The organism is Streptomyces flaveolus (assembly GCF_014648815.1).
GTDB lineage: Bacteria > Actinomycetota > Actinomycetes > Streptomycetales > Streptomycetaceae > Streptomyces > Streptomyces flaveolus.
Map to the genome: position 1 here is coordinate 1 of NZ_BMRV01000008.1, position 24,773 is coordinate 24,773.

The 24,773-nt window shown below is 75.2% G+C and carries 10 protein-coding genes; all 10 read right to left on the bottom strand.

Annotated elements, in window-relative coordinates; translation table 11 throughout:
- Nucleotides 1-594, bottom strand: a 594-nt coding sequence (locus tag IEZ05_RS19575) for a 2-oxoacid:acceptor oxidoreductase family protein (protein WP_189231465.1), incomplete at its 3' end; no start/stop codon positions are given.
- Nucleotides 595-740: 146 nt separating this feature from the next.
- Nucleotides 741-2,051: a dihydrolipoamide acetyltransferase family protein gene (locus tag IEZ05_RS19580; protein WP_189231466.1), complete on the bottom strand. Its 1,311-nt coding sequence runs from the start codon at nt 2,049-2,051 to the stop codon at nt 741-743.
- A 10-nt stretch (nt 2,052-2,061) separates the two neighbouring features.
- The gene (locus IEZ05_RS19585) at nt 2,062-3,027 is read right to left on the bottom strand and encodes an alpha-ketoacid dehydrogenase subunit beta (protein WP_189231735.1); all 966 of its coding nucleotides are present in this window, start codon (nt 3,025-3,027) and stop codon (nt 2,062-2,064) included.
- Nucleotides 3,028-3,044: 17 nt separating this feature from the next.
- Nucleotides 3,045-4,202: a pyruvate dehydrogenase (acetyl-transferring) E1 component subunit alpha gene (pdhA, locus tag IEZ05_RS19590; protein WP_189231467.1), complete on the bottom strand. Its 1,158-nt coding sequence runs from the start codon at nt 4,200-4,202 to the stop codon at nt 3,045-3,047.
- Nucleotides 4,199-5,455, bottom strand: a complete 1,257-nt coding sequence (locus IEZ05_RS19595; RefSeq protein WP_189231468.1) for an AMP-binding protein — start codon at nt 5,453-5,455, stop codon at nt 4,199-4,201. The genes pdhA and IEZ05_RS19595 overlap by 4 nt, the downstream gene beginning before the upstream one ends.
- Nucleotides 5,456-5,469: 14 nt before the next feature.
- Entirely contained in the window at nt 5,470-5,991 is a 522-nt protein-coding gene (locus IEZ05_RS19600; RefSeq protein ID WP_189231469.1) for a flavin reductase family protein, read from the bottom strand.
- Nucleotides 5,991-6,797, bottom strand: coding sequence for a thioesterase II family protein (locus IEZ05_RS19605; protein WP_189231470.1), 807 nt, complete (start codon nt 6,795-6,797; stop codon nt 5,991-5,993). The genes IEZ05_RS19600 and IEZ05_RS19605 overlap by 1 nt, the downstream gene beginning before the upstream one ends.
- Nucleotides 6,794-9,235 (bottom strand): type I polyketide synthase, encoded by a 2,442-nt coding sequence (locus IEZ05_RS19610; RefSeq protein ID WP_229869763.1) that lies wholly within the window; start codon nt 9,233-9,235, stop codon nt 6,794-6,796. Before IEZ05_RS19610 ends, IEZ05_RS19605 begins: the two co-directional genes overlap by 4 nt.
- Nucleotides 9,232-18,417: a type I polyketide synthase gene (locus IEZ05_RS19615; RefSeq protein ID WP_189231471.1), complete on the bottom strand. Its 9,186-nt coding sequence runs from the start codon at nt 18,415-18,417 to the stop codon at nt 9,232-9,234. The genes IEZ05_RS19610 and IEZ05_RS19615 overlap by 4 nt, the downstream gene beginning before the upstream one ends.
- A 56-nt stretch (nt 18,418-18,473) precedes the next feature.
- Nucleotides 18,474-24,743: a type I polyketide synthase gene (locus IEZ05_RS19620; RefSeq protein WP_189231472.1), complete on the bottom strand. Its 6,270-nt coding sequence runs from the start codon at nt 24,741-24,743 to the stop codon at nt 18,474-18,476.
- Between the last annotated feature and the right edge of the window lie 30 nt (nt 24,744-24,773).

The window sequence follows — 24,773 nt, forward strand, 5'->3', positions numbered from 1 at the left end:
CGACCGCAGGAACTTCTCCGTACCCTCCGTCGGACGGTGATACATCCAGCTCAGCAGGCCCAGCGCGAACATGTTCTTGCTGCGCTCGGCCTCCTTGCGGCTGAGATCGAACTCCCTGAGCGCCTCCACCGTCAGCGTGGTCAGCGGCACCGGATGCACCTGATACCCGTCGAGGGAACCGTCCTCCAGCGGAGAGGTCTCGTAACCGACCTTCTGCATCGCACGCCGGGTGAACTCGTCCGTGTTCACGATGATCTCCGCACCCCGCGGCAGATCACCCACGTTCGCCTTCAACGCCGCCGGATTCATCGCCACCAGCACGTTCGGCGCATCCCCCGGGGTGAGGATGTCGTGGTCGGCGAAATGGAGCTGGAAGGACGAGACGCCCGGCAGCGTGCCGGCGGGCGCCCGGATCTCGGCCGGGAAGTTCGGCAGCGTCGACAGATCGTTGCCGAACGACGCCGTCTCCGAGGTGAAACGGTCACCGGTGAGCTGCATCCCGTCACCGGAATCCCCGGCGAACCTGATGATCACCCGGTCGACGGACTTCACCGCCTTCACCGAGTTGTTGACCGACACTGCGGTGCTCCTCATGTGTTCGGGTACAGGAAGGACGGGCGGAAGGCGGACCGGCCGCCAGGCGGGGGATGGCTGGCGGCCGGCCCTGTCACGGGGGGCGTCACACAGTCTGCGACGGCGGTCTGTGCAACCTCTGGACATCGGCTGGAGGCGGGCCGCGCTCAGCTCCAGGCGATCAGGCGACGGGGGCGCTCCAGCACCGCGGCGACGTCCGCGAGCACCTTGGAACCCAGTTCCCCGTCGACCAGCCGGTGGTCGAAGGACAGCGACAGGGTGACGACCTGGCGGGGCACCACCTTGCCCTTGTGCACCCAGGGGCGGGGTGTGATCGCGCCGACGGCGAGGATGGCCGCCTCCCCCGGGTTGAGGATCGGTGTGCCGCTGTCCACGCCGAAGACACCGATGTTGGTGACGGTGACCGTCCCACCGCTCAGCGCAGCGGGACTGGTCCGCCCGGCCCTGGCCGCGTCGACCAAGTCGTCCAGAGCGCCCGCGAGTTCGGCCAGTGACAGCGTGTGCGCGTCCTTGACGGCCGGGACGATCAGCCCGCGGGGGGTGGCCGCGGCGATGCCCAGGTCGACGTAGTGCTTGCGGACGATCTCCTGGGCCTCGTCGTCCCAGGAGGCGTTGATCTCCGGGTTGCGTGCGACGGCGACCAGGAGGGCCTTGGCCACCAGGAGCAGCGGGCCCACCCTGCGGTCCGCGAAGCGGGGCTCCCTTCTGAGCTCGCGCACCAGCTTCATGGTCCGGGTCACGTCGACGGTGACGAACTCGGTCACGTGCGGGGCGCTGAACGCCGAGGCGGTCACGGCCGCCGCGGTGGCCCGCCGCACTCCGCGCACCGGCACCCTCGTCTCCCTCGGCTCGCTGTCCGGGGCGGCTGCAGACTCCTGTGGGACGGAGGGCGATGCGGGAGCCGGGGCCGGTGCGACCACGGTGCCGGCCGTGTTCGCGGCCGCGTGTACGTCCGCCCGCAGGATGATGCCCTGCGGGCCCGAGGGCACGACGCGGGAGAGGTCGACGCCGAGGTCCTTGGCGAGTTTGCGCACCGGCGGCTTGGCCAGGACGGGTCCGGGACCGGAGGCGCGGCCGGGCTCGGCGAGGCGGGCGGGAGGCGGGTTCGCCGTGCGGCCACGGCGGCTCGTGGACCCGGAGGCGACCCCGTAGCCGACGAGCACCGGTTCCCGGGCCGGCGGTGCGGGTGACGGGTCCGGGGATGCCTGGGCCACGGTGATGACGACCGTGCCGACGGGCACCGTCTCGCCCTCCGCGCACCGCAGTTCCCGCACCACCCCGTCGAACGGGATCGGCAGTTCCACCACGGCCTTGGCCGTCTCTATCTCGCACACGGTCTGCCCGTCGACGACGGTGTCGCCGGGCCGCACGTACCAGGTCAGGAGCTCCGCCTCCGTGAGTCCCTCGCCCACGTCGGGCATCCGGAACTCCAGCAGTCCTGCGGCAGTGTCAGTCATGGGTGGTCCCTCAGTACGCCAGCGCGTGGTCGACGGCGGCGAGCACGCGGTCGAGGTCGGGCAGGTAGTGCTCCTCGAGCCGTGCCGCCGGGTAGGGGGCGTGGTGTCCGCCGACCCGCAGGACCGGGGCCTCCAGCGAGTAGAAGCACCGGGTGGTGATCCGGGCGGCGATCTCCGCGCCGGCCCCGAAGAAGACGGGTGCCTCGTGCACGACGACCAGGCGGTGGGTCTTCGACACGGAGTCCTGCACGCTGTCGAAGTCGACGGGGGACACGGACCGCAGGTCGACCACCTCCAGTGAGCGGCCCTCCTCGGCCGCCGCCTCGGCGGCCTCCAGGCACAGCCGCACCATGGGGCCGTAGGCGACGAGGGTCAGGTCGGTGCCGGGGCGCACCACCCGCGCCCGGTGCAGGGGATCGGGGGCGGCGGCCTCGTCGACCTCGCCGGTGTCCCAGTAGCGGCGCTTGGGCTCGAAGAAGATCACCGGGTCGTCGCTGCGGATGGCCTGCTGGAGCATCCAGTAGGCGTCCGAGGGATTCGAGGGCGAGACGACCTTCAGTCCCGCCACGTGGGCGAAGAGCGCCTCCGGGGACTCACTGTGGTGTTCCACGGCGCCGATGCCGCCGCCGTAGGGGATCCGGACCACGACGGGCATCCGGATCGTGCCGTGCGAGCGGGCGTGGAGCTTGGCCAGCTGGGTGACGATCTGGTCGTAGGCGGGGAAGACGAAACCGTCGAACTGGATCTCGACCACGGGCCGGTAGCCACCGAGCGCCAGCCCGATGGCCGTGCCGAGGATGCCCGACTCGGCGAGCGGGGAGTCCATCACACGGTCCTCGCCGAAGTCCTTCTGCAGGCCGTCGGTCACCCGGAAGACGCCTCCGAGCCTGCCGACGTCCTCCCCCATCACGAGGACCGAGGGGTCGTCCTCCAAAGCTTTGCGCAAGGACCGGTTGAGTGCCTTGGCCAGTGTCATCGTGTCCGCGGGCATGGTCATCCACTCTCCGGGCGGGCGAAGGATCGGTGATACTCCTCGAACTGACGCCGTTCCTCTTCCAGGACCGCGTGCCCTTCGGCGTACACGTGGTCGAAGACGGCCGGCCGCTGCGGGTCGGGCATGTTCCGCACCTCGCGACGGACCCGGTGGGCGAGGTCCCGGGCCTGTTCCTCGACCTCCTCGAAGAACGACGGCGCCGCGTGCCCGGCTTCGGTCAGGTGGACGCGGAGCCGGGCGATGGGGTCCCTCGCCCGCCAGTACTCCAGTTCCGTCTGGGTGCGGTACCGGGTCGGGTCGTCCGAGGTGGTGTGGGCGCCCATGCGGTAGGTGAACGCCTCGACGAGGAAGGGACCGTTGCCGCTGCGGATGTGGTCCAGCGCGAACCGCGTCACGGCGTGCACCGCGAGGACGTCGTTGCCGTCCACCCGCACGCCGGGGAATCCGTAGCCGTGGGCCCTGCGGTAGAGCGGGCCGCGCTGCTGCCGGGTGACGGGCTCGGAGATGGCCCACTGGTTGTTCTGGCAGAAGAACAGCACCGGCGCGTCGTGGACGGCGGCGAAGGTGAACGCCTCCGCGACGTCACCCTCGCTGCTGGCGCCGTCCCCGAAGTAGGCCACGGCCGCGGCGTCCGAGCCGTTCTTGGCCAGGCTCATGGCGTACCCGGTGGCGTGCAGGGTGTGTGCGCCGACGACCAGGGTGTACAGGTGGAAGCGGGACTCGCGCGGGTCCCATCCGCCGTTGGTGACTCCCCGGAACAGCCGGACCACGTCGACCGGGTCCACGCCCCTGCACCAGGCGACGCCGTGTTCGCGGTAGCTCGGGAACACGTAGTCGTCGGGGCGCAGTGCGTGGGCCGAGCCGACCTGGGCCGCCTCCTGGCCCGCCAGCGGCGGCCACAGTCCCAGTTCGCCCTGCCGTTGCAGGGCGGTGGCCTCGGTGTCGAGGCCGCGGGAGATCACCATGTCCCGGTAGAGGGTGCGCAGCAGCTCCGGGTCGTAGCCGGGGATCTCCTCCGGGGGTGCGACCAGGGTGCCCGCCGGCGTCAGCAGTTGCAGCGTCTCCGGTTCCTGCGGGCGGGTCATGAAGGCGTTCACGGCGTCCGTGAAGCCGGGCGCCGGGGCCGTGGGCGAGCGGTCACTCGTGGGCAAGGTCATGTCACTTCCATCTCGGGGCGGGCCGCCGGGGCCGCCGGCCGGTCGTCGCGGCCGGGTCCCCGTGCCGCGCGGCCGGTGAGGTCGAGGGTGTGGTCCTGGGTCCAGCAGCCCCGCCAGCCCGAGTGCTGCACGTCCTCGGGCCACCAGGGCGGGCCGGTCGCGACGATGGAGCCGACCGCTCCCTGCGGCAGGCTCTCGCCGCCGGCTCCGGCGACGCGCAGGCGCAGCGGCGGCACCGAGCTGCCCGCGCCGGGTTCGTGGGGCCGTCCGCCGTCCCGGGCGAACAGCTCCTGCGCGGTCCACGGCACCGCGCCGTCGGTCGGGGCGAACTCGGACCACAGCCGGGTGCCGGGGCGGACCGCGAAGTGCCGGGAGACCAGCCGACGCGTGCAGGGGCCGCCGATGAGCACCACGGTGCCCGGGCCCTCGGCGGTCCGCACGGTCCGCCGCTCGGGGGGCGGGCCTGCGTCGAGGCGGTCGGCGTACTCCTCCGGGGTGAGCACCGTGACGCTGTCGCGCGCCCCGGTGAGCGGCCAGCCGGGGTCCTGGTCCCACGGCGCGGTGTGCAGCATCGCGCCGCAGCTGTAGGCCCACCACATGGCCGCCAGAGCGGCCGGCGACGCCGGTTCCTGGTCGATGGTCACGGTGCCGCCGGGCACGCCGGCCCGTCGGCTGCGGTCGGCCGCGGAGCGCAGCCAGGACCGGTGGTCGATCAGCCGCTCCCGGCCGTGCCGGTCGAGCAGCAGATGGGCGCCGCCTTCCGCCGACGAGCGGGACAGGGCCGCCTCCACCGGGACCGAGGCGATCTTGCGCCAGGTCGCCGGGTCGTCCAGGGCGAGCGACGGGGCGCCGCTCACGGCGGGGTCGTAGGTGGAGCGGCTGCACAGGACGGCACGCGCCCCGGTGGCGCGCACGGCGGCCGCCGTGCCGCCGGGGCCGTTCGGTGCGGGGACGCACACTCCCCCCGCCTTGAGCACGGCGAGCTGGGCGACGAGCCCCTGGCGGTGGTTCTCGCAGCGGACGACCAGCGGCTCCCCGAGCTGGACCCCGCCGCGTACCAGGGCGGAGGCCAGCCGGACCGCCTGGCGGTCGGCCTGGGCGTAGGTGAGCCGGTGCCAGCCGTCCTGGATCGCCACCCGGTTCGGATGATTGCCGGCGGTGTGCGCGAAGATCTGGTCGAGGGCGAGGGCGGCCGGTGGGCCGTCCCGGGACGGGAGGGTGGGCTCCCGCCGCTTCCGCTGGTGCGTGGTCACTGGTCCTCCCCGTCTCAGGAGATGAAGTCGTAGGACAGGTGGTCCTCGGTGTCGGGCCAGGTGGCGAAGCGCCGCAGCCCGTACAGCAGGGGGTGCTGCTCCTCCGCCATCCGGGTGACGCGGGTGACCCGGCCCATGATCACGACGTGGTCGCCGACGACCTGGTCGTTGGTGACCGTGCAGTCGGCGATCGTGTGGGCGGCGTCCACCAGGTGGGGACCGGCCGCGTCGTCGCCGGTGCGCCAGGGCACCCGGTCGAAGCGGTCCGGTGCCCCGGAGGCGAAGAGTTCGGCGGTGGCCCGCGCCCGGCGATGCAGCAGGTTGACCGCGAACCGCCGGCCGTCCTGGACGGCGTCCAGGGTCGGGCTGCCCCGGCGCATGCACACCAGCAGCACGGGCGGTTCCAGGGACACGCTGCACAGCGAGGTGAGGGTCATGCCGCGGTGCGCCCCGTCGGGTCCCGTGGTGGTCACGACGGTCACGCCGGTGGGGAATCCGGCCATGAGGGTGCGGAAGTCGGCGGGATGCCCGTGCATCAGTACGCTCCTTCCCGGCCGCCCGTGGCCGCCGAGGACGACAGGGTGCCGAGCGCCTCCCGGATCTCGGCCACCACGGCCTCCGTGAACGCCGGGAAGGCGTCACCGAGGAAGTGGAAGTGGCCGCCGGTGAAGAGCCGGCGCCGGAACGCGCCCTCGGTCTCGGGGGCCCAGGCCGCCGCGCCCGGAGCGGGCGCCAGTGCGTCGTCCGTCGAGGCGAACACCGTCAGCGCGCCGGTCAGGGGCCGCCGCCCGGGGTCGGGCCGGTAGGAGTCCAGGGCCCGCAGGTCGGACCTGATCACCTTGAGGAACCGGTCCTTGAACTCGGGGAGTTCGTCGAGCCGGTCCGGCATGCCGCCGAGCCGGGTGAGCCGGCGGACGAACTCCACGTCGGACAGGCTGGGGTCCAGGAGGCGGATCGCGGGCTGGATGCCGGGTGCCTGCCGGCCGGAGACGCCCAGCCACAGCGGGGCGGTGCCGCGGTCCTGCAGGGACCGTGCGGTCTCGGAGGCGACGACCGCGCCGAGGCTGTGCCCGAACAGGGCCAGGGGTGTCCCGTCGGAGACGGCGAGCACGTCCTCGGTGACCCGGGCGACCAGCGCCTTCATGTCGGTGACGGGCTGCTCCGCGTGCCGCCTGCCCCGGCCCGGCAGGTCCAGGAGCAGCAGGTCCCAGGTGGGCGGCAGGAAGCGGGTCATCGGGTGGTAGACGCTGCCCGAGCCGCCCGCGTGCGGGACGACCACCAGACGGACGGCGGGCGCGGCGACGGCCCGGGGCCGGACGAAGGCGCCGGTGCCGGTCGTCATGCGCCCACCCCCCGGCCGGCGGCCGCGGTCGCGGCGATGCTTTCGGCGAGCTTGCCCAGCAGGTCCCGCAGGGGCATGGAGAGGGACAGCTCGTCGGCGGTCATGCCGACCTCGAAGTGCTCCTCGACGCGGGTGATGAAGAGGGTGGAGGTGAAGGAGTCGCCGCCCACGTCGAGGAAGGTCAGCTCGGGGTCGAGGGCCTCCGCCTGCAGGACCTCCTGCAGCAGGTCCAGGAGGTAGCGGGTCAGCGGCTCGGCTTCCAGCGACTCGGGAAGGGCGACTCCCGCCGCGGTCTCGGCGGCGGGCCCGGGCTCGGGAACGGCGGCCGGCTCGTCGATCCAGTACGTCCTGCGACGGAAGGGATAGGTGGGCAGGTCTCCGACGAAGCGGGCGCCGGGGGCGGACAGCGCGCCCAGGCGGAGGTCGGCTCCCGCGGTGAACAGCTCGGCGAGGGCCGTCCGCAGCAGGCCGGGGGCGTCCTCGGGGCCGGCCCCGGCCAGCGGCAGGACGGTCCGGCGGCCGTGCGCCTCCCACGACAGGGCGACGCGGTCCTCCGTGTCGGCGGCGGTCCGCCCGGTGCCCTCCGCCGGCCTGGCGTGGACGCCGAGCCGGGCCAGCATGTCGCACAGGCGGTCCGCGGGGTGCTCGGCCCCGGTGCCGGTGCCCGCGTCCCGCAGGCCGGGGTGGGCGTCGGCGAGGCCGGCGACCACGGCCTCCAACTGCCCGGCCGGGCCCCCGGTGTGGAGGGTGATCCGGCGCGGCGGTTCCTGCGCGGGAGCCGTGACCACGCCCTGGGCGCGCCAGTCGGCGAGGGCTTCGGCGAGGTCGCGGGCGGTGGCACCGGTCAGCGCCAGCCGGTGGGCGAACGGGGCGCGTCCGGCGCGCAGGGTGTGGCACAGGTCGGCCGGCCGTGCGTCGGTGCGGCGCAGCAGCGAGCCCACGCGGTCGGCGAGCCGGTCGAGTGCCGCGTGGTCCTTGGCGCTCAGGGTGAGCAGTTCCGGGCCGGGCGGGATGGGGGCGGGCTCCGCGGGCGGCCGGTGGGCCTCGAGGACGGCATGGACGTTCGTGCCGCTCATGCCGAAGGAGTTGATGCCGGCGACCCTGCGGGACAGTCCGCCGGGCCACGGCGTGTTCCGGCGCGGCACGGTGAAGTCGAGCCGCCCCCACGGGATGTGCGGGTTCAGTTCGCCGTCGTCGGGGTGCGCGGCAGCCGGGATCACCCCGTGCTGGAGCATCAGCACGGTCTTCATCACGGACGCGATGCCGGAGGCGCCTTCGAGGTGGCCGAGCCGGGACTTGACGCTGCCGATGGCCAGCGGGACGCCCCGGCGGCGGACCGCCTCCCCGAGCACCCCGTCCAGGGCGCCGATCTCGATCGGGTCGCCGAGCACGGTGCCGGTGCCGTGGGCCTCGACGAAGCCGACGTCGGCGGGGTCGACCCGGGCGTCGGCCAGCGCCGCCCGGATCACTTCCTGCTGGGCCGGTCCGTTGGGGGCCGTCAGCCCGGAGGCGGCGCCGTCGTGGTTGACGGCCGTGCCCCGGATGACGGCGAGGACCGGCCGTCCCTCGCGCTCGGCGTCGTCGAGGCGCATCAGGGCGACGACGCCGACCCCCTCGCCGCGCCCGTAGCCGTCGGCGGTGGCGAGGAAGGACTTGGACCGGCCGTCCGGTGCCAGCGCCCTCGTCTGGCACAGCGAGACCATCAGGCTCGCGGAGAGCAGCAGGTTGGCGCCGGCGGCCAGCGCGTAACGGCACTCGCGGTTGCGCAGCCCCTGGACCGCCAGGTGCAGGGTGGTCATGGAGGAGGAGCAGGCCGTCTCCACCCCGAGGACGGGGCCGGAGAAGCCCATCAGGTGGCTGACGCGTCCGGCGCCGAAGCTGAGGCCGCCGCCCGTGATGTAGTACGGGTCGATGCGTGACATGTCCGAGCGGTCCTCGTTGCGCTCGCTGTACTCGGACGTCATCATGCCGAGGTAGATCCCGACGTCGAGCCGGTCGGAGCGGCGGACCGCGATGCCGGCCCGCTCCAGCGCCTCCCAGCTGGTCTCCAGGAGCATCCGCTGCTGGGGGTCGAGCAGCCGGGCCTCACGCCGGGAGAGCCCGAAGAAGTCGGCGTCGAAGTCGGCGATGGCGTCGAGGAAACCGGCGCGGTCGACGTAGGAGCGGCCGAGCCGTCCGACGGACGGGTCGTACACCGCGCGCAGGCCGGGCCGGTCGGCGGGGATCGCGGACAGCGCCGAGTCGGTGCCGCACAGGAACTCCCAGTACGCCTCGGGCGTGTCGATGGCCGGCGGCAGCCTGAGCCCCATGCCGACGACGGCGACGGGTGCGTGACGCTCCTCCTCGAGCTCGGCGATCCGGGCCCGCAGCCGGTGGGAGAGCCGGAGCTGGTCCTCCATCAGGGCGCGGACGGCTTCGGTGTCCATGGCCTCACTCATGCCTGCCTGTCTCCTTTCTGGGATACGTCGCTGTGGACGGCCTGGACGAGTTCCTCGAAGGACAGTTCCGCGAGGTCCGGGAGGCCGGCGGCCTCCGCCTGGTCCGGTGTCTGCGGGCGGTCCGGACGGCCGGGGTCGGCGGGCCGGGCGGGTTCGGGGTGGAGCAGGCCGAGGATGTGGTCCGCGAGGCGCGGGACCGTGGGGTGGTCGAGGGCCACGGTCGCCAGGAGATCGACCCCGAGGGACTGGGAGAGCCGGGTCCGCAGGTCGATCACCATGATCGAGTCCAGGCCCATGTCCCCGAAGGTGGTCTCCTCGTCGAGTGCCGCGGGCTGCCCGAGGGTCTCCCCCGCGGCTTCCCGGACGAAGTGCCGCAGCGCCGCGTCGCGTTCGCCCGGCTCCAGCGCGGCGAGGTGGGCGCCGAACCAGCCGCGCGGCCGGCCGGACGGGTCCGCGTCCGGACGGCGGGCGCCGTGGGCGTCTCCCCCGGCGTGGGCCTCCAGCAGGCGAGCGCGCGGATGGTCGCCGAGCGCCTCGGTGAACCGGTCGGGTGCGAGGTCTACGGCGATGACCCGGGCTCGGCGGGCGGTGAGCGCGGTCAGCAGCAGCGCCTCGGCCGCCTCGTCGGTGAAGGTGCCGATGCCGAGCCGGGTGGTGGCCCGGCGCACGGTCTCCGAGGCGGCCATCCCGCCCTTGCCGCCGGGCACCCAGGGCCCCCAGGCGATGCTCGTGGCGGGCACGCCCTCGGCACGCAGCGTCTCGGCGAGGCCGGTCAGGTAGCCGTTGGCGGCGGCGTAGGCGGTCTGTCCCGCCGAGCCGAGCACACTGGAGGCCGACGAGAACAGGACGAAGGCGTCGAGGTCGTGGCCGCGCAGAGCCTCGGCGAGAACGTCTGCGCCGTGCGCCTTGGCGGCGAAGACGCGCTCGGCGGCGCCGCGGTCGACGCGGCCGAAGGCCCGGTCGTCGGTGGCCCCGGCGAGGTGCAGGACCAGGCGCAGCGGATGGACCGCTGCGGCCCGTGCGACGGCGCGGGCGCAGTCGGCGGGGTCGGTGACGTCGCCGCGCACCACGTGGACCGGTGTGCCGGCGGCGGTGATCTCCTCGATGAGGCGGCGCGTCTCCGGGTCCGGTTCCGAACGGGCCATCAGGGTGACGGCGGCGCAGCCGTTGCGGGCGAGGACCGCCGCGGTGCTCAGGCCCAGTCCGCCGAGTCCGCCGGTGACGAGGGCGGCGCCGGAGAGGCCGTCGGCCGTGGTGTCGGCCGGGGCGGTCGCGGGGACGAGCCGGGCGGTGCGGGTGCGGCCGGGGCCGATCTCCAGCCGGGTCTCGACCGTGCCGTCGTCGAGGATCCGGTCGAGGGCGCGCAGCAGGCCGGGGGCGTCCCAGCCGTCCGTGAGGGTCACGCGCAGCAGCCGGCGTTCGCTCTCCTCGGCCTCGACACCGGCCAGCAGACCCCACAGCGCCTCGCGCAGGGGGGCGTGCGGGGTACTGCCGTCGACCGGGACGGCGTAGGGCACGTCCTGGGGGACGGAGCGCAGGGCGGCGGCGAGGTCGAGGACGGCCTCGGTCGCGGGTCGCGCGCCGGCCGGTGCGTCGGCGGTGAGGAAGCGGGCGTCGACGATCAGGTCCGGGGTCCGAGCGAGCGGCGACTGTGCGTCGGCCGCGAGGGTGTGGTGGCCCGCTTCCTCGGCGGCCCGGGTGAGGAGCTTCCCGGCGGGGGTGGCGGCGCCGACGACGGCGACCGTCCGCTCCCGGGTGGCGGCCGGGTCGGTGGCGGCCGGGGCGGGCAGCTCGGTCCAGGCCAGGTCCCAGGTGTGGCGGGTGCCCTGGCGCAGCGAGGACTGGAGCACGGCGCGGGAGGCCGTGCGGAACCGGAAGCCGTCCATGGCGAGGACGGTGGCGCCGCTCTCGTCGAACAGGTGCAGGTCGGCGGTCTCCACCCGGTGGAACCGGTCGTCGGCCGTCTCCCGCAGCTCGGCTCGGACGTGCCCCCACAGGGGCCGGCCCGGGGTGGGCCGGCCGGGGAACGACACACGGGCCGCGGCGAACGGGATGACCAGGGCCTCCTCCTGGTCCAGCGGCTCCGCGTCGTCCTCGTGGATGGCGAAGCAGACGGAACTCTGCAGGCAGGAGTCGAGCAGGCCCGGGTGGATCTCGTAGTCCTCGGCGGGCTCGTTCGTCTTCTCCGGCCAGTCGAACCGGATCAGGGCCTCGTCCCCCCGGATCCAGGCGTCCCCGACCCAGCTGAAGGACGGGCCGAGCAGGTAGCCGATGCCGCGCAGTTGGCGGTAGAAGGCCTCGCCGCCGAGGTGACGGTCGGCGTGTGCGATGAACTCCCGCGGGTCGGGCGCGGTGCGGTGTCCGGCCGGGTCGGCCGGGATGCGGCGTGCGGTCAGGTGCTCCTGCCACAGATGGCGTTCCGGGTCGAGGAGGCTCTGCACGCTGACCGTGCGGGTGCCCCGTTCACCGTCGCGCTCGATGATCTGCAGCTCGTAGCGCTCGCCGTCGTGCAGCACCAGCGCGCGCGGGAAGTGCAGGTCCTCCAGGACCACCCGGTCGCCGTCGCGGCCCAGCGCGGACAGCACCGTGGCGGTCTGGGAGGCACCCGCCACCTGGACGGTGCCGAACAGCCGGTGGTCGTCGAGGTGCGGCGGGTACACGGTGCTGCGCTCGGTGACGAACACCCGCCCCTGGATCGCCGGTGAGCGCAGCTCGGTGCCCCACGGCGGACCGGCCGGGGCGGCCGCGGGCACGGTCCGCCGGTCCTGCGGTGCGGCGGACGCGGGGGCCGGTGTGCCGGCCCGGCCGGCGCCCCGCCAGTAGGGGGTCGCGGCGAACGGGTAGAGCGGGGCAGCCGCGCGCGGGGTGCGGCGCGGTGCCTGTACGGCGGCCCAGTCGATGTCCTGGCCGAGTTCGTACAGTTCCTTGGCGGCGGCGGCCAGGGCGGCCCGGTCCCCGGTCCCGCGCCGCAGCGAGGGCAGCAGGGTGCCGTCCGGGACCGAACCCCCCGCGCGCACCAGGTTCACCAGCGTGCCGTCCGGGCCGATCTCCAGGCAGACGTCCACCTTCTGCTCGGCGAGCCGCCGCGCACCGTCGTGGAAGCGGACGGGGTTGCGGGCGTGCCGCACCCAGTACTCCGCGTCGAACGTGCCGGGTTCGGCGAGGGTGCCGGTGAGGTTGGAGATCAGCGGGATGCCCGGGTCGGCGAGGTCCAGGGCGGCGGCGGTCTCCCGCAGCCGAGGCAGGACGGGGTCGAGCAGCCGCGAGTGGAAGGCGTGCGAGACGGTGAGCCGGACGCCGCGTACGCCCTCCTCGGTGATCCGGGCGGCGAACCGCTCGATGTCCTCCGGTGCGCCGGCCACCACGGTGGCGTCCGGGGCGTTGACGGCCGCGATGTCGAGGGGGGTGTCCGCCAGCAGGGCGCGCACCTGCTGCTCGGAGGCGCGGACGGCCAGCATGGCTCCGCGCCGGGTGCCCTGCATCAGCTCGGCCCGCCGGGCGATCAGCCGCAGCCCGGACGACAGGTCCGTCACTCCGGCGTGGACGGCGGCGGCGACCTCGCCGACGCTGTGGCCCATGACCACGTCCGGGGTGACTCCCCAGGACTCCCACAGGGCGGCCAGCGCGCTCTCCAGGGCGAACAGGGCCGGCTGGGTCACCCGGGTCTCGTCGACGGCCTTCGGGTCGTCGCCGTAGAGGACGAGTTCGACCAGGGAGCCGCCCAGGACGGGGGCGAGTTCGCGGTCGCAGCGGTCGAAGACCTCCCTGAAGACCGGCTCGGTCTCGTACAGTTCGCGGCCCATGCCGAAGCGCTGGCTGCCCTGTCCGGAGAACAGGAAGGCGATGCGCGGGCGGCCGGTGGTCCGGCGGTCCGTGAGCGGGGCGGCGAGTTGGGCGAGGAGCTTGTCGCGGGTGTCGCCCAGCAGGGCGCGGCGGTGCGGGAAGTGGGCCCGGCCCGCGGACGCGGTGGCGGCCAGGCCGGCCAGTTCCTCGTCGTCCGCGGCGGTCAGCCGCTCTCGCCAGGAGGCGGAGAGCCGCTCCAGGCCCGCCGCGTCGGGGGCGGACAGGGGGACGAGGTGCGGGGTGCCGGCCGGGGCGCCGCTCGTGGCGGCAGGGGCCCCGGCCGGTGCGTCGGCGAGCACCACGTGCGCGTTGGTCCCGGTGAGTCCGAAACCGGAGACGCCGGCCACGCGCGGGGCAGCGCCGGAACGCCAGGGGGTGGGGGTGTCCACCACCCGGACGTTCATCTCCGCCCAGTCCACGTGCGGGTTGGGTGCCGCGAAGTGGAGGTTGGCCGGGATGAGATCGTGTCTCAAGGCGAGCACGGTCTTGAAGACCGCCGCCATCCCGGCGGCCGACTCGCAGTGACCGATGTTGCTCTTGACGGAGCCGATGTGGAGCGGCTCGCCGGGCTTGCGGTCCGGGCCCAGGACGTGCCAGGCCGCGCCCAGTTCGATGGGGTCGCCCAGGGCGGTCCCGGTTCCGTGGGCTTCCAGGTAGGAGACCTGGGATCCGGTGACGCGGGCGTCGGCGAGGGCGTCGGCGAGCAGGGCCCGCTGGGCCGTGCCGCTGGGGGCGGTGAGCCCGGAGGAGGCGCCGTCCTGGTTGACGGCGGTGCCGCGGATCACGGCGAGCACGCGGTCGCCGTCGCGCCGGGCGTCGGTGAGCCGCTTGAGGACGAGCACTCCGCAGCCCTCGGCGCGCACGAAACCGTTGGCGTCCGCCGAGAACGTCCGGCAGCGTCCGTCGGGCGACAGCATGTGCGCGCGGCTGGCCGAGACGGAGGCCATCGGGTCGAGGATGACGTTGACCCCGCCGGCCAGCACCGTGTCCGACTCGCCGCCGCGCAGCGACCGCACCGCGAGGTGCAGGGCGACGAGGGAGGACGAGCAGGCGGTGTCCACGGCCATCGCGGGGCCGTTCAGCCCGAGGGTGTACGCCAGGCGGCCCGCGGCGGCGTTGAGCGAGGTGCCGGTGCTGTAGTAGGCGTCGAGGTGCTCGGCGCCGGTTCCGGCGAGCACCCGGGCGTAGTCGGCGTAGCTGATGCCGACGAAGACGCCGGTGCGGGTGCCGCGCAGGGCGTGCGGGTCGGTGCCGGCGTCCTCCAGGGCGTGCCAGGCGGACTCCAGGAGCAGGCGTTGCTGCGGGTCGAGGTTCTCCGCCTCGCGGCCGGGGATGCCGAAGAAGGCGGCGTCGAACCGTTCGATGTCCGTGAGGAAGCCGCCCTGGTCGGTGGTGATCCGGCCGCTCTCGGGGGCGTCGTCGCCGTGGAAGGCGGCGGTGTCGTAACGGCCTTCGGGAACGGGGCCCACGGCGTCGCGGCCCTCGCGCAGCAGGGTCCACAGGTCCTCGACGGAGTCGGCCTGCGGGAAGCGCCCGGCCATGCCGACGATCGCGATCGGCTCGTGTGCGGTGCTCGGGGACTCGCCCGGGGCCTCGTCGTACGGCGTGGCGGCGGGTGCCGGGGGGTCGTACGGCGTGGTGGTGGCAGCCGGAGTGCCGTTCGGCGTGGCGGCGGGGGCGGGGGCGGGCCGCTGCTCGGGCGCGGGCGGGGCCGTCTCCGGCGAGGGGGCGGCCGGCGGGGCGTCGGTGAGCAGGTACTCCGCCATCCGGGTCACCGTGGGGTGGTCGAACACGTCGGCCGCGCGCAGGGAGACCTCGAAGGCCTGGCCCAGGCGTCCGACCAGATCCACGGCCATGATCGAGTCGAGGCCCAGGTCGAAGAAGCCGGTGTCGTCCTTGACGGCCGCCGCGGTCTCGAAGCCGAGCTGGGCGGCGACGATCCGGGCCACGTGGACGCGGGCGGCGGCGGGCCGGGCGCGCTCGGGCACCGCCGCCAGCCCGGCCACGACCGACGGCTCGCGGACGGCCGCCAGGGGCTCGTCCCGCACCGGGTCCGGCAGGTCGGCGGAGAACAGGCCGCGGGCCCGGAAGCGGGACATGACCGAGCGGAACCGGGGCATGTCCAGCGGGCAGACGACGACGTGTCCGGAGACGGCGGGGGACGCGGCGAGCGCGGCACGGCCGGCGGCCGCGTCGAGGGCGCCGACGCCCAGCCGGGCGAAGGTGTCGCGGCTGGCGGAGTCGGCCATGCCCGACTCGCCCAGGTCCCAGGGCCCGTAGGCGATGCTGACCGCGGGCAGGCCACGGCCGGCGCGGTGCGCCACCAGGGCGTCGAGACCGCCGTTGGCCGCGGCGTAGCCGGCGCACCGGTCGGTGCCCCACACGGCCGAGACCGAGGAGATCACGGCGAAGAAGTCCAGCGGCCAGTCGAGCGAGGCACGGTGCAGCAGCCAGGCACCCGCGAACTTGCCGCGCAGGGCGTCGGCGAAGTGCGCGGCGCCGGCTTCCGCGGCGGGCACGCGGTCCAGCACGCCCGCCGCGTGCAGCACGCCCCGCACGGGCGGCATGGCCTCCAGTGCGGAGCAGGCGGTCGCCACGGCCTGAGGGGTGTCGCATCCGCCCGGCCGGTAGACGGCCTCGACACCGGCGGCGGCGAGGTCGTCGAGCAGCTCCCGCGCCTCGGGGGCCAGGTCCTCCCGGCTGCGCCGGCCGATCAGCAGGAGGTGGCGGGCGCCGCGGGCGACCAGCTCGGAGGTCAGCTCGCGGCCGACGCCGCCGAGACCGCCGGTGACGACGTAGGTGGCCTCGGGGACCACCCGCAGGGGTTCGGTGGGTGCGGTGTTCTCGACGAGACGGGCGGTCAGGACCGCGCCGTCGCGGACGGCGGCCCGGTCCTCGGCCGCCTCCCCGCGGGTGGCGGCGTCGCTCTCCCCCGCGACGAAGGACAGCAGGGCGTCGAGATCCGCGTCGCCCGGGTCGGCGGGCAGGTCGACGACGCCGCCCCAGCCGGCCGCGAGTTCGAGGCCGAGGACGGGTCCCAAGCCGTGCAGGAGGCCGTGGTCGGTCGCCGCCGTGGTGTCCTGCGGCCGGGTCCGGCAAGCGGCCCGGGTCAGGGCGAACACCCGGTGGCCGCCCGCGCGGGCGGCCGCGGCGACCGCGGCCGTCACCGCAGCGCACAGGGCGGCTCCCGGCTCGGCGGGGTCGCTCGCCGTGTCCGGGGCGCCGTCGCTCCCGGGAAGCGGGGTGGCGCGCAGGGCGAGGACGAGCGGGACGCCGGCCTCGCCGGTCGTGTCCTGGCCGGCGGCCCACGTTCCGGCCCAGGCGGCGGGGTCGGCCGGAAGTCGCCCGTGCCGCCAGCCGTCGGGCAGGTCCGTGGCGGACGGTGCGAGCACGGTGCCGGTCAGCCCTCGTGCGGCGGCCCGGCCGGCCAGCGCGACGAGGAGGTCCTCGTCGTCGCCGGCGAGGACGACGGAGCGGCCGGCCGGAGCGGTCGAGGCGGCCTGGGGCCGCCACGCCACCTCGTGCACGAGCGGTACGGCGGGGGCGGCCGGGGCGGTGTCCTCCCGGCCGGCAGTGGCGGCACCGGGGCCGGCGGCCCGCGTCGGGGGTGCGAACCGGCTGCGCTGCCACGGGTAGGGGGGCAGGTCGACGACCCTGCGGGGCAGGCCGGGACCGGCGGCGTCGGGCGCACCGCCTCCCTCGGTGACCGCGACCTCCGGCACCGTGCGTCCCTCGGCGAGCGCCCGCAGGGCCTCGGCGGCGGAGCGGGGGTCGGCCGCGGTGACGGTCGCGTGCACGTCCATGGGCGTGCGTCCGGCGGTCGCGGTGTGCGCGAAGGCCGGGTAGTCGGCGGCGGGGAGTGCCTCCAGCGCGCCGGCGTACTGGGCGGCACGCGCCCGCAGCGCCTCCACGGTCTTGGCGGAGACGGCGAACCCGGTGACCGTGACGGGCGCGGAATCCTCGTCGGGGCCGGCCGGCACCTCCTCGGCCGACAGCGGTCCGACGATCGCGTGCGCGTTGGTGCCGCTCATCCCGAACGAGCTGACGGAGGCGCAGTCACCCGACAGCGGGGACCACTCCCCCAGCGTGTCGGGCACCGTCATTCCGGTCCCCGACAGGTCGATCCGCGGGTTGAGGTGGCGGAAGTGGACGACCGGGGGCACCTGGCGACGCGAGACGCACAGCATCGCCTTGATCAGCCCGGCCACCCCGGCGGTGCCCTCGAGATGCCCGAAGTTGGTCTTCAGCGCGCCGACCGGCAGCGGTGCGCCGCCGTTGCGCCGGCCCAGCGCGGTGGCCAGTGCGTCCATCTCGATCGGATCGCCGAGGGGGGTGCCGGTGCCGTGCGTCTCCGCGTAGCCGACGGCGTCCGGCTCCAGACCGGCGTCCGCCAGGGCCGCTTCGATCAGCGACACCTGCGCGAGGACGTTCGGCGCGGTGAAGCCGCTGGAGCGGCCGTCCTGGTTGACGGAGGTGCCCCGGATCACGCCGAGCACCCGGTCCCCGTCGCGCAGGGCGTGGTCGAGGCGCTTCAGCAGCACCGCGCCCACGCCCTCGCCGCGGGTGAAGCCGTTGGCGCGGGAGTCGAACGTCTTGCACAGGCCGTCCGGCGACAGCGAGCGGGTCTCCTGCACCAAGCGCATGGTCTGCGGCGACATGATGAGGTTGGCGCCCGCGGCGAAGGCGAGTTCGCACTCGCCCCGGCGCAGCGCCTGCACCGCGAGGTGAACGGCGACGAGGGAGGACGAGCAGGCCGTGTCGACGGTCATGGTGGGCCCGGTCAGGCCCAGCGCGTAGGCGACCCGGCCGGCGGCGAAGTTGTGCCCGTTGCCGGTGGCCCAGTAGGCGTCGGGTTCGCCCTCGCACCATTCCCGGTAGTCCTGCCACATCACGCCGAGGTAGAGACCGGCCCGGGCCTCGGCGAGCGTGCCCGCCGGGACGGCCGCGTGCTCCAGGGCCTCCCAGGCCACCTCCAGCAGGAGCCGGTGCTGCGGGTCCAGGTGGCGGGCCTCGCGGGGGCTGATGCCGAAGAAGCCCGCGTCGAAGTCGAGGACCTCGTCGAGGAAGCCTCCGCGCTGCGGCAGTCCCCGCCAGGCGTCGGCGAAGGGGCCCTTGCGGTGCTCCGGCATGGGACGCACCAGGTCGCGGCCCTCGGCGAGGGCGGTCCAGTACGCGTCGAGCGTGTCGATGCCGCCGGGCAGCCGCAGCCCCGCGCCGATGATCGCGACGGGCTGGTTCCCCCGTTGCTCGGCGAGCTGCTGCCGCAGGGAGCGGACGGTGTCCAGGGCCCGCGTGAGCGGCGTCTGCCTGCCTCCCTGGGAGGGGGATGTCTCGTGCATCGGGGTTCCTTGTGGTCGGGGCGTCAGGGGGGCCGGCGGGGTGGTCCGGTCGGCGCTCACCGGGTCTCCTGCGCTCGGGTGACCTGCTCGGTCAGGGCTTTGGCGAGGGTGCGGAGCGTGCCGTACGTCCACATGAGGGTCGGCGACAGGCGCAGCCCGAAGGCGGCCTCCAGCCGGTTGCGCAGTTCGAGGCTCATCAGCGAGTCCAGGCCGAGGGACTCGAACAGGGTGTCGCGGTCCACACGTTCGGGGCTGAGGCGCAGCACCTGGGCGGCGAGTTCACGGACCTTGGCCTCGACCAGGCCGTGGCGTTCCTCCTCCGGTGCGTCCAGCAGACCGGCCGCGAAGGCGCTCCCGGCGGTGACGGAGCCGCCGTCCCGCAACGCCTCGCGCAGGTCGCGCCAGGCGCTCAGGGCCACCGTGTCGGGGGCGGCCTCGAACCAGCGGCGCAGGTCGAGGGGGACGTAGCCGTGGACGGGCCGTTCCTCGGTGAGCAGGCGGGTCAGAGCGGCCCAGGCCTCGTCCGCCGGGAAGCTGCTCATGCCGCGGTCCCCGAGGCGGGCGCCGGCCTCCGCGCTGCGCGCGGCCAGACCGATGTCCGCGAACGGTCCCCACTGCACGCTGAGCGCGGGCAGTCCGCGGTCGCGGCGCGCTTCGGCGACGGCGTCGAGGTAGGCGTTGGCCGCGGCGTAGGCGGCCTGTCCCGGGTTGCCGACGAGGGCCGCGACGGACGAGAACAGGACGAAGAAGTCCAGCGGTTCCTGACCGGTCGCCGCCTCCAGGCTGCGTACGCCGTCCACCTTGGGCTGCAGCACCTTGGCGATCTGACGAGACGTCAGGCTGCCGATGGTGGCGTCGGAGACCACGCCGGCCGCGTGCACGACACCGCGCAGCGGCGGCAGGCCCCGCTCGCGCAGGCCGTCGAGCGTCCGGCGTACGGCGGTGCGGTCCCGCACGTCACAGTGCGGGGTGTGGACCACCGTCCCCGCGGAGCGCAGCGCCGTCAGCCGGGCGGCTGCCTCGGCCGAGGGCGCGGACCGGCCGACCAGGACGAGCGTGCCGGCGCCGTGCGCGGCGAGGAACTCGGCGAGCGAGAGACCGAGGGCGCCGAGGCCGCCGGTGATCAGGTAGGCGCCGTCCGCGCGGAACCGGCCGTCGCGCAACGGCTCGGGCGCCACGTGCGCGACCTCGGCGAGCCGGGTCAGCACGAGCCGGGGGCCGTGCGGGTCGTGGTCGAGGTCGGCCGTCGTGCCGGTCACGCCGGCGCAGTCGTACGTCCTCGGCGGCAGGGCGGTGAGCCTGCCGTCGGCGGCCAGCGTCAGGACGTCGGCCAGCAGCCGGGCGAACAGGGCGGGGCGGCGGACCCGCAGCGCCTCCAGGTCGGTCGAGCCGAAGGTGGCGCCGGCGGGCAGCGGCCGTGCCTGCGGGGCCGGGTCCGGCAGGGCCGCCCGGGTGACGTCCTCGACGTAGCGTCCGTCCGGGGCCAGGAGGTCCCAGGCATGGGAGGCGGTCGCTCCACCGCGCGGGCCGAGGACCATGTCGACGCCCTCGCCGGCGATCGCCTCGACGGCCGACGGCCAGTGGGGATCGGCGGCGTCGAGGACCTCGAGGGCACCGGCGGCGCGCAGCGACTCGGCGTGCCGGGCCGCTCCGTCGACGACGGCCAGCGGGACGGCACCCCGGCTGCGGGCGATCTGTACGGCGGCGAGCGCGTCGGGCAGGGCCGGGGTGTGGATCAGGACGGTGTCGCCCTCCGCCAGCCGGCCGACGTGGGTCAGCGCGTACCAGGCGGTGACGGCCGGGAGGGTGAGGGCGGCGGCCTCGGCGTCGTCGAGCCGGTCGGGCAGCCGGACGGTGTGGGCCGCCTCGGCGAGCACGTGCCCGGCGAGCGCACCGGGTGCCACGGCGGTGACGCGGTCCCCGGGGCGCAGCCCGCTCACGTCGGGGCCCACGGCGCTGACGCGGCCCGCGCACGCGCGGCCGAGCGGCAGGGTCACGGGGGCTCGTCCGGCGCGGATCTCCGCGAGGTCGCGCAGGTCGGCGGGCGACACGGCGGCGGCCGTGGTGTCGATGACGACCTGGCCGGGTCCGGGCGTCGGTGTCGGGTGCGGGAGGAACTCGGCCGTGGTGGAGGTGCCTCGCCGGGCGGCGCCCAGCCGGAAGGGCTGGGGGCCGGTGCGCCAGGCGGGACGCGCCGTGCCGTCGGCGCCGTCCGTGTCGCCGCCCCGGACGATCCGGGCGGCCAGCCGACGGTCGCCGCGCAGGGCGAGCTGGTCGTCGGCGCCGTCGTCGAGCAGGGCGCGGCCGCACTGGGCGGCCCAGTCCGGGTGGGAGGCGTCCACGTCGACGAGCCGGGGCCGCAGTTCGGAGTGCTCGCGTTGCAGCACCCGTCCGTAGCCCCAGTACAGGGCGGCGCCGGGATCGGGCGTGTCGGCCGCCGTGACGCTCTGGGCCCGGTCGGTGAGCACGGTGAGCCGGGGCAGCGAGGGCAGGGCCGCGCAGACGCGGACCACGGTGGTGAGGTGGGTGAGTCCGCGCTGCTGGGCGTCGGGGCCGACGCAGGCGCGCGGGGCGAGGAAGACGACGCCGTCGACGTCGCCCGTGAGGGAGTTCTCGGGGTGGGCGGGGTCGTCCACCGTGGTCACCTCGGCGCCGGCCGCGCGGAGGGCGTCGGCCAGGTCCTGGGTGCCGCCCGTGCCGCCGCAGACGACCCAGCGCCCGGCCGTGGCCGAGCCGGCGGCGCGGGGCGGCGCGGCGGTGGTGTCGGTCCAGTGGAGGCGGTGCAACCGGTCGGCGTGCGCGTCGTGGCCGTCCGAGGTGGGCAGGGACCGCAGGACCAGGCCCTCCATCACCAGCAGCGGACGCCGGTCGCCGGTGAGGACGCGGACGTCGACGGTGCCGTCGGGGCGGCGCAGGACGTGGGAGTGGAGCGCGGTGACGGGTTCGTCGCCGGCGTGCAGCACGTGGACGGCGCGTACGGCGGTCGGCATCAGCGCCTCGGCGCCGTCGTCGAGCAGCAGGGCGACCTGGAGCGCCCCGTCCCACAGCACGGGGTGCGGGACCCGGGGCCGCAGGCCGGCCCACAGCTCCTGCGGGAGCCGTATTTCGCCGAGCGCCTCGTCGCCCGACGGGTGGCGCCGCAGGGAGTGCACCACCTGGAACGCCGGCCCGTAGTTCTGGCCGCGGGCGGAGCAGCGGCGGTAGAACTCGCCGGGGTCCTCGGCCGCGACCTCGTCGGCCCAGGCGGGGAGGCCGAAGCTCTCCGGGGCGTCGGTGCCGGGCTCGGCGCCGGCGGTGGCGACGACGTCCCACTCGGTGGCGCCGGGCGGCAGGGACAGCAGGCGGAAGGCACCGCCGCCGGGCGCGTCCTGCCACTCGGTGGTGAAGCGGACGGGGTCCGCGCCGATCGTCACCTCCTTGCGGAAGGAGACGTCCACGAGCCGGCCGGGCAGTGTGCCCGTGCGGGCCGCGGCGGTGTGCAGGGCCAGCGCCAGCATGCCGGTGCCGGGGAGCAGCGCGGTGTCGTAGAGCTTGTGGTCGGTGAGCCAGGGCTGGGTGAGGGGGGACAGCTCCAGGGTGCCGTGCCACACGCCGGGGCGGCCGGGGGCGGGGGTGAGCGGTGCCTCGAACCCCTGCGCGGCGTCGCCGGTGCGGCGGTTGTCGGCGGGCCAGAAGCTCTCGCGCTCGAACGGATAGGCTGGCACCGGGAAGCGGCCGTCGCGGGGCAGCGTGCCGAAGGGTTCCAGACCGGCGGTGTAGGCGCGCGCGAAGGCGCGGGCGACGTCCCGGGTGCCGCCGTGCCCGCGGCGCAGGGTGGTGAGCAGCGCCAGGGGTTCCTCGCGTACGGCGGTCTGCTGCTCCAGGGCCGGCTGCAGGACGGGGTGCGGGCTGATCTCCACCACGTGGGTCACACCGCTGTCGAAGAGGGCGTCCGTCGCGGAGACCAGCTCGATGGGTTCGCACAGGTTGCGGACCCAGTAGTCGGGGCCCAGGGCGCCGCCGTCGACGACGCGGGCCTCGACGGTCGACATGAGGGGGATGTCGCCCGCGGCCGGCCGGATCGGGGCGAGGCCGGTCATGAGGTCCTCGCGCAGCACGCCCATGCCGGCGCTGTGGGAGGCGTAGTCGATGTTGACCAGGGCGCAGTACGTGCCCTCGGCCTCCAGCAGTTCCCTCAGCGCGAGGACGTGGTCGCGGTCCCCGGACAGGACGCAGGAGTGCGGGCCGTTGTGCGCGGCGAAGGAGACGAGGTCCTCGAACCCCTCCAGGGCCCGCTCGGCGGCCTCGCGGTCGAGGTCGACGGCGAGCATCAGTCCGCGGCCGGACACCCGCTGGGCGATCAGCGCGCCGCGGCGGGCGAGGACGAGGGCGGCGTCGTCCAGGGACAGGGCGCCGGCGAAGGTGGCGGCCGTGATCTCGCCCTGGCTGGTGCCGAGCACGACGTCGGGGGTGACGCCGGCCGCGCGCCACAGCTCGGCCAGGCCCAGGGACATGGCCCACAGCGCCGGCTGGAGGACGTCGGTGCGCGTCGTCCACGTGTGGGCGATCGTGTCGGGACCCGCGTCGGCGTCGGGGGCGAACACGTCGGTCAGGTCCCAGTCGACGTGCGGGGCGAGGGCCTTGGCGCAGCGGTCGACGACGGAGGCGAACAGGGCGCTGTCGCGGTAGAGGGCCACGCCCATCTCCCGCCACTGCGAGCCCTGCCCGGGGAAGACGAAGGCGGTGCGGCCGTGCGGCACGGCCCGTCCGGTGACGACGTCGGCGTCCGCGGCGGCGGGGTCGTCGAGGGCGGCGAGGCCGGCGGCGGCCTGCCGGAGGTCCTCGGCGACGACCGCGGCCCGCTCCGGGAAGTGGTCGCGGCGCCAGGCCAGCGTGCCGGCCAGCTCGGCGGCCTCGTACTCGCCACCGGCGCCGAGCGCGTCCCGGAGCTGGGTCGCCCGGCGGGCGAGCACCGGGGCTCGCTTCGCGGACAGGGTGACGACGGGGGGTACCGCGGTCTCGTCGGACCGGTCGTGGCGGTCCGCGGGCCGGGGCTGCGGCGGGGAGGAGACGACCACGTGGGCGTTGGTGCCGCCCCAGCCGAAGGAGTTCACCCCGAGGAGGACCGGGCCCTCGGCGGGCAGGGCGAGCGGCTCGCGCAGCACGCTCAGGTTGAGGTCCTCGAACGGGATGTCGGGGTTGAGCTCCTCGGCGTGCAGGGACGGCGGAACCGTGCGGTGGCGCAGGGAGAGCAGGACCTTGATCAGCCCGGCCAGACCGGAACTGCCTTCCAGGTGGCCGATGTTGGTCTTCAGCGACCCGATCGGCAGTGGGTCGCCGGCCGGACGGGCGCGGCCGAGGACCGCGCCGAGCGCGCCGGCCTCCGTGGGGTCGCCGCGCTTGGTCCCGGTGCCGTGGGCCTCGACGTACGACAGGGCGGCGGCCGGCACGGTGTGCTCCCCGTAGCTGCGGCGCAGCAGGTCCTCCTGGCCCTCCTGGCTGGGGCTGACCAGGCTGTGGCCGCCTCCGTCGTTGTTGGTCAGGGTGCTCACCAGGACGCCGTGCACCCGGTCGCCGTCGCGCAGCGCGCGGGCGAGGGTCTTCAGGTAGACGGCGGCGACGCCCTCACCGCGGACGAAGCCGTTGGCGGACTTCGCGAAGGAGGCGCAGCGGCCGTCCGGGGAGAGCCCGCCGAAGTGGGTGAGGCCGATGCTGACGTGCGGGTCCATCATCAGGTTCGTGCTGCCGACGATGGCGGCCTCGATGTCGCCGGCGCGCAGCGCGCGGGCGGCCAGGTCGAGACCGACGAGCCCGGAGGAGCAGCCGGTGTCGACGGCGAGGCTCGGGCCGCGCAGCTTCATGAGGTAGGAGAGCCGGTTGGCGAGGATGTCGCGGCCGGTGCCGACCAGGGAGTGGGAGGTGTGCAGGGCGCCGCGCGCCTTGCGGAGCAGCTCGTAGTCGTGCCAGACGGTGGCGACGTAGACGCCGGTCCGCGAGCCCGCGAGGTCGCTCGCCCGCTGTCCGGCGTCCTCCAGTGCCCGCCAGCCGACCTCGAGGAGCAGCCGCTGCTGGGGGTCCATGGCGGCCGCCTCGCGCGGGGAGATCCCGAAGAATCCGGCGTCGAAGAGGTCGATGTCGTCGAGGAAGCCGCCTACCGCCGGGATGCGCAGCCGGGGGTCCAGTTGTGCGGAGGCGTCCCAGCGGTCGGACGGCACCGGCACGATGGCTTCCTGACGGTTCATCAGCAGGTGCCACAGGCTGTCGACGTCCGGTGCTCCGGGGAAGCGGCCGGCCATGCCGACGACGGCGATCAGCCCTTCGGGATCGGGTGTGGAATGCGCGTTCATTCGCTGCCTTTTCGTCCTGGGAGTAGTGCC

What these genes read in the sequence shown, in the direction of transcription:
- IEZ05_RS19580 (WP_189231466.1), bottom strand. Translation starts at nt 2,051, where the DNA reads ATGACTGACACTGCCGCAGGACTGCTGGAGTTCCGGATGCCCGACGTG.
- IEZ05_RS19585 (WP_189231735.1), bottom strand. Translation starts at nt 3,027, where the DNA reads ATGACACTGGCCAAGGCACTCAACCGGTCCTTGCGCAAAGCTTTGGAG.
- pdhA (WP_189231467.1), bottom strand. Translation starts at nt 4,202, where the DNA reads ATGACCTTGCCCACGAGTGACCGCTCGCCCACGGCCCCGGCGCCCGGC.
- IEZ05_RS19600 (WP_189231469.1), bottom strand. Translation starts at nt 5,991, where the DNA reads ATGCACGGGCATCCCGCCGACTTCCGCACCCTCATGGCCGGATTCCCC.
- IEZ05_RS19605 (WP_189231470.1), bottom strand. Translation starts at nt 6,797, where the DNA reads ATGACGACCGGCACCGGCGCCTTCGTCCGGCCCCGGGCCGTCGCCGCG.
- IEZ05_RS19610 (WP_229869763.1), bottom strand. Translation starts at nt 9,235, where the DNA reads ATGAGTGAGGCCATGGACACCGAAGCCGTCCGCGCCCTGATGGAGGAC.
- IEZ05_RS19615 (WP_189231471.1), bottom strand. Translation starts at nt 18,417, where the DNA reads ATGCACGAGACATCCCCCTCCCAGGGAGGCAGGCAGACGCCGCTCACG.
- IEZ05_RS19620 (WP_189231472.1), bottom strand. Translation starts at nt 24,743, where the DNA reads ATGAACGCGCATTCCACACCCGATCCCGAAGGGCTGATCGCCGTCGTC.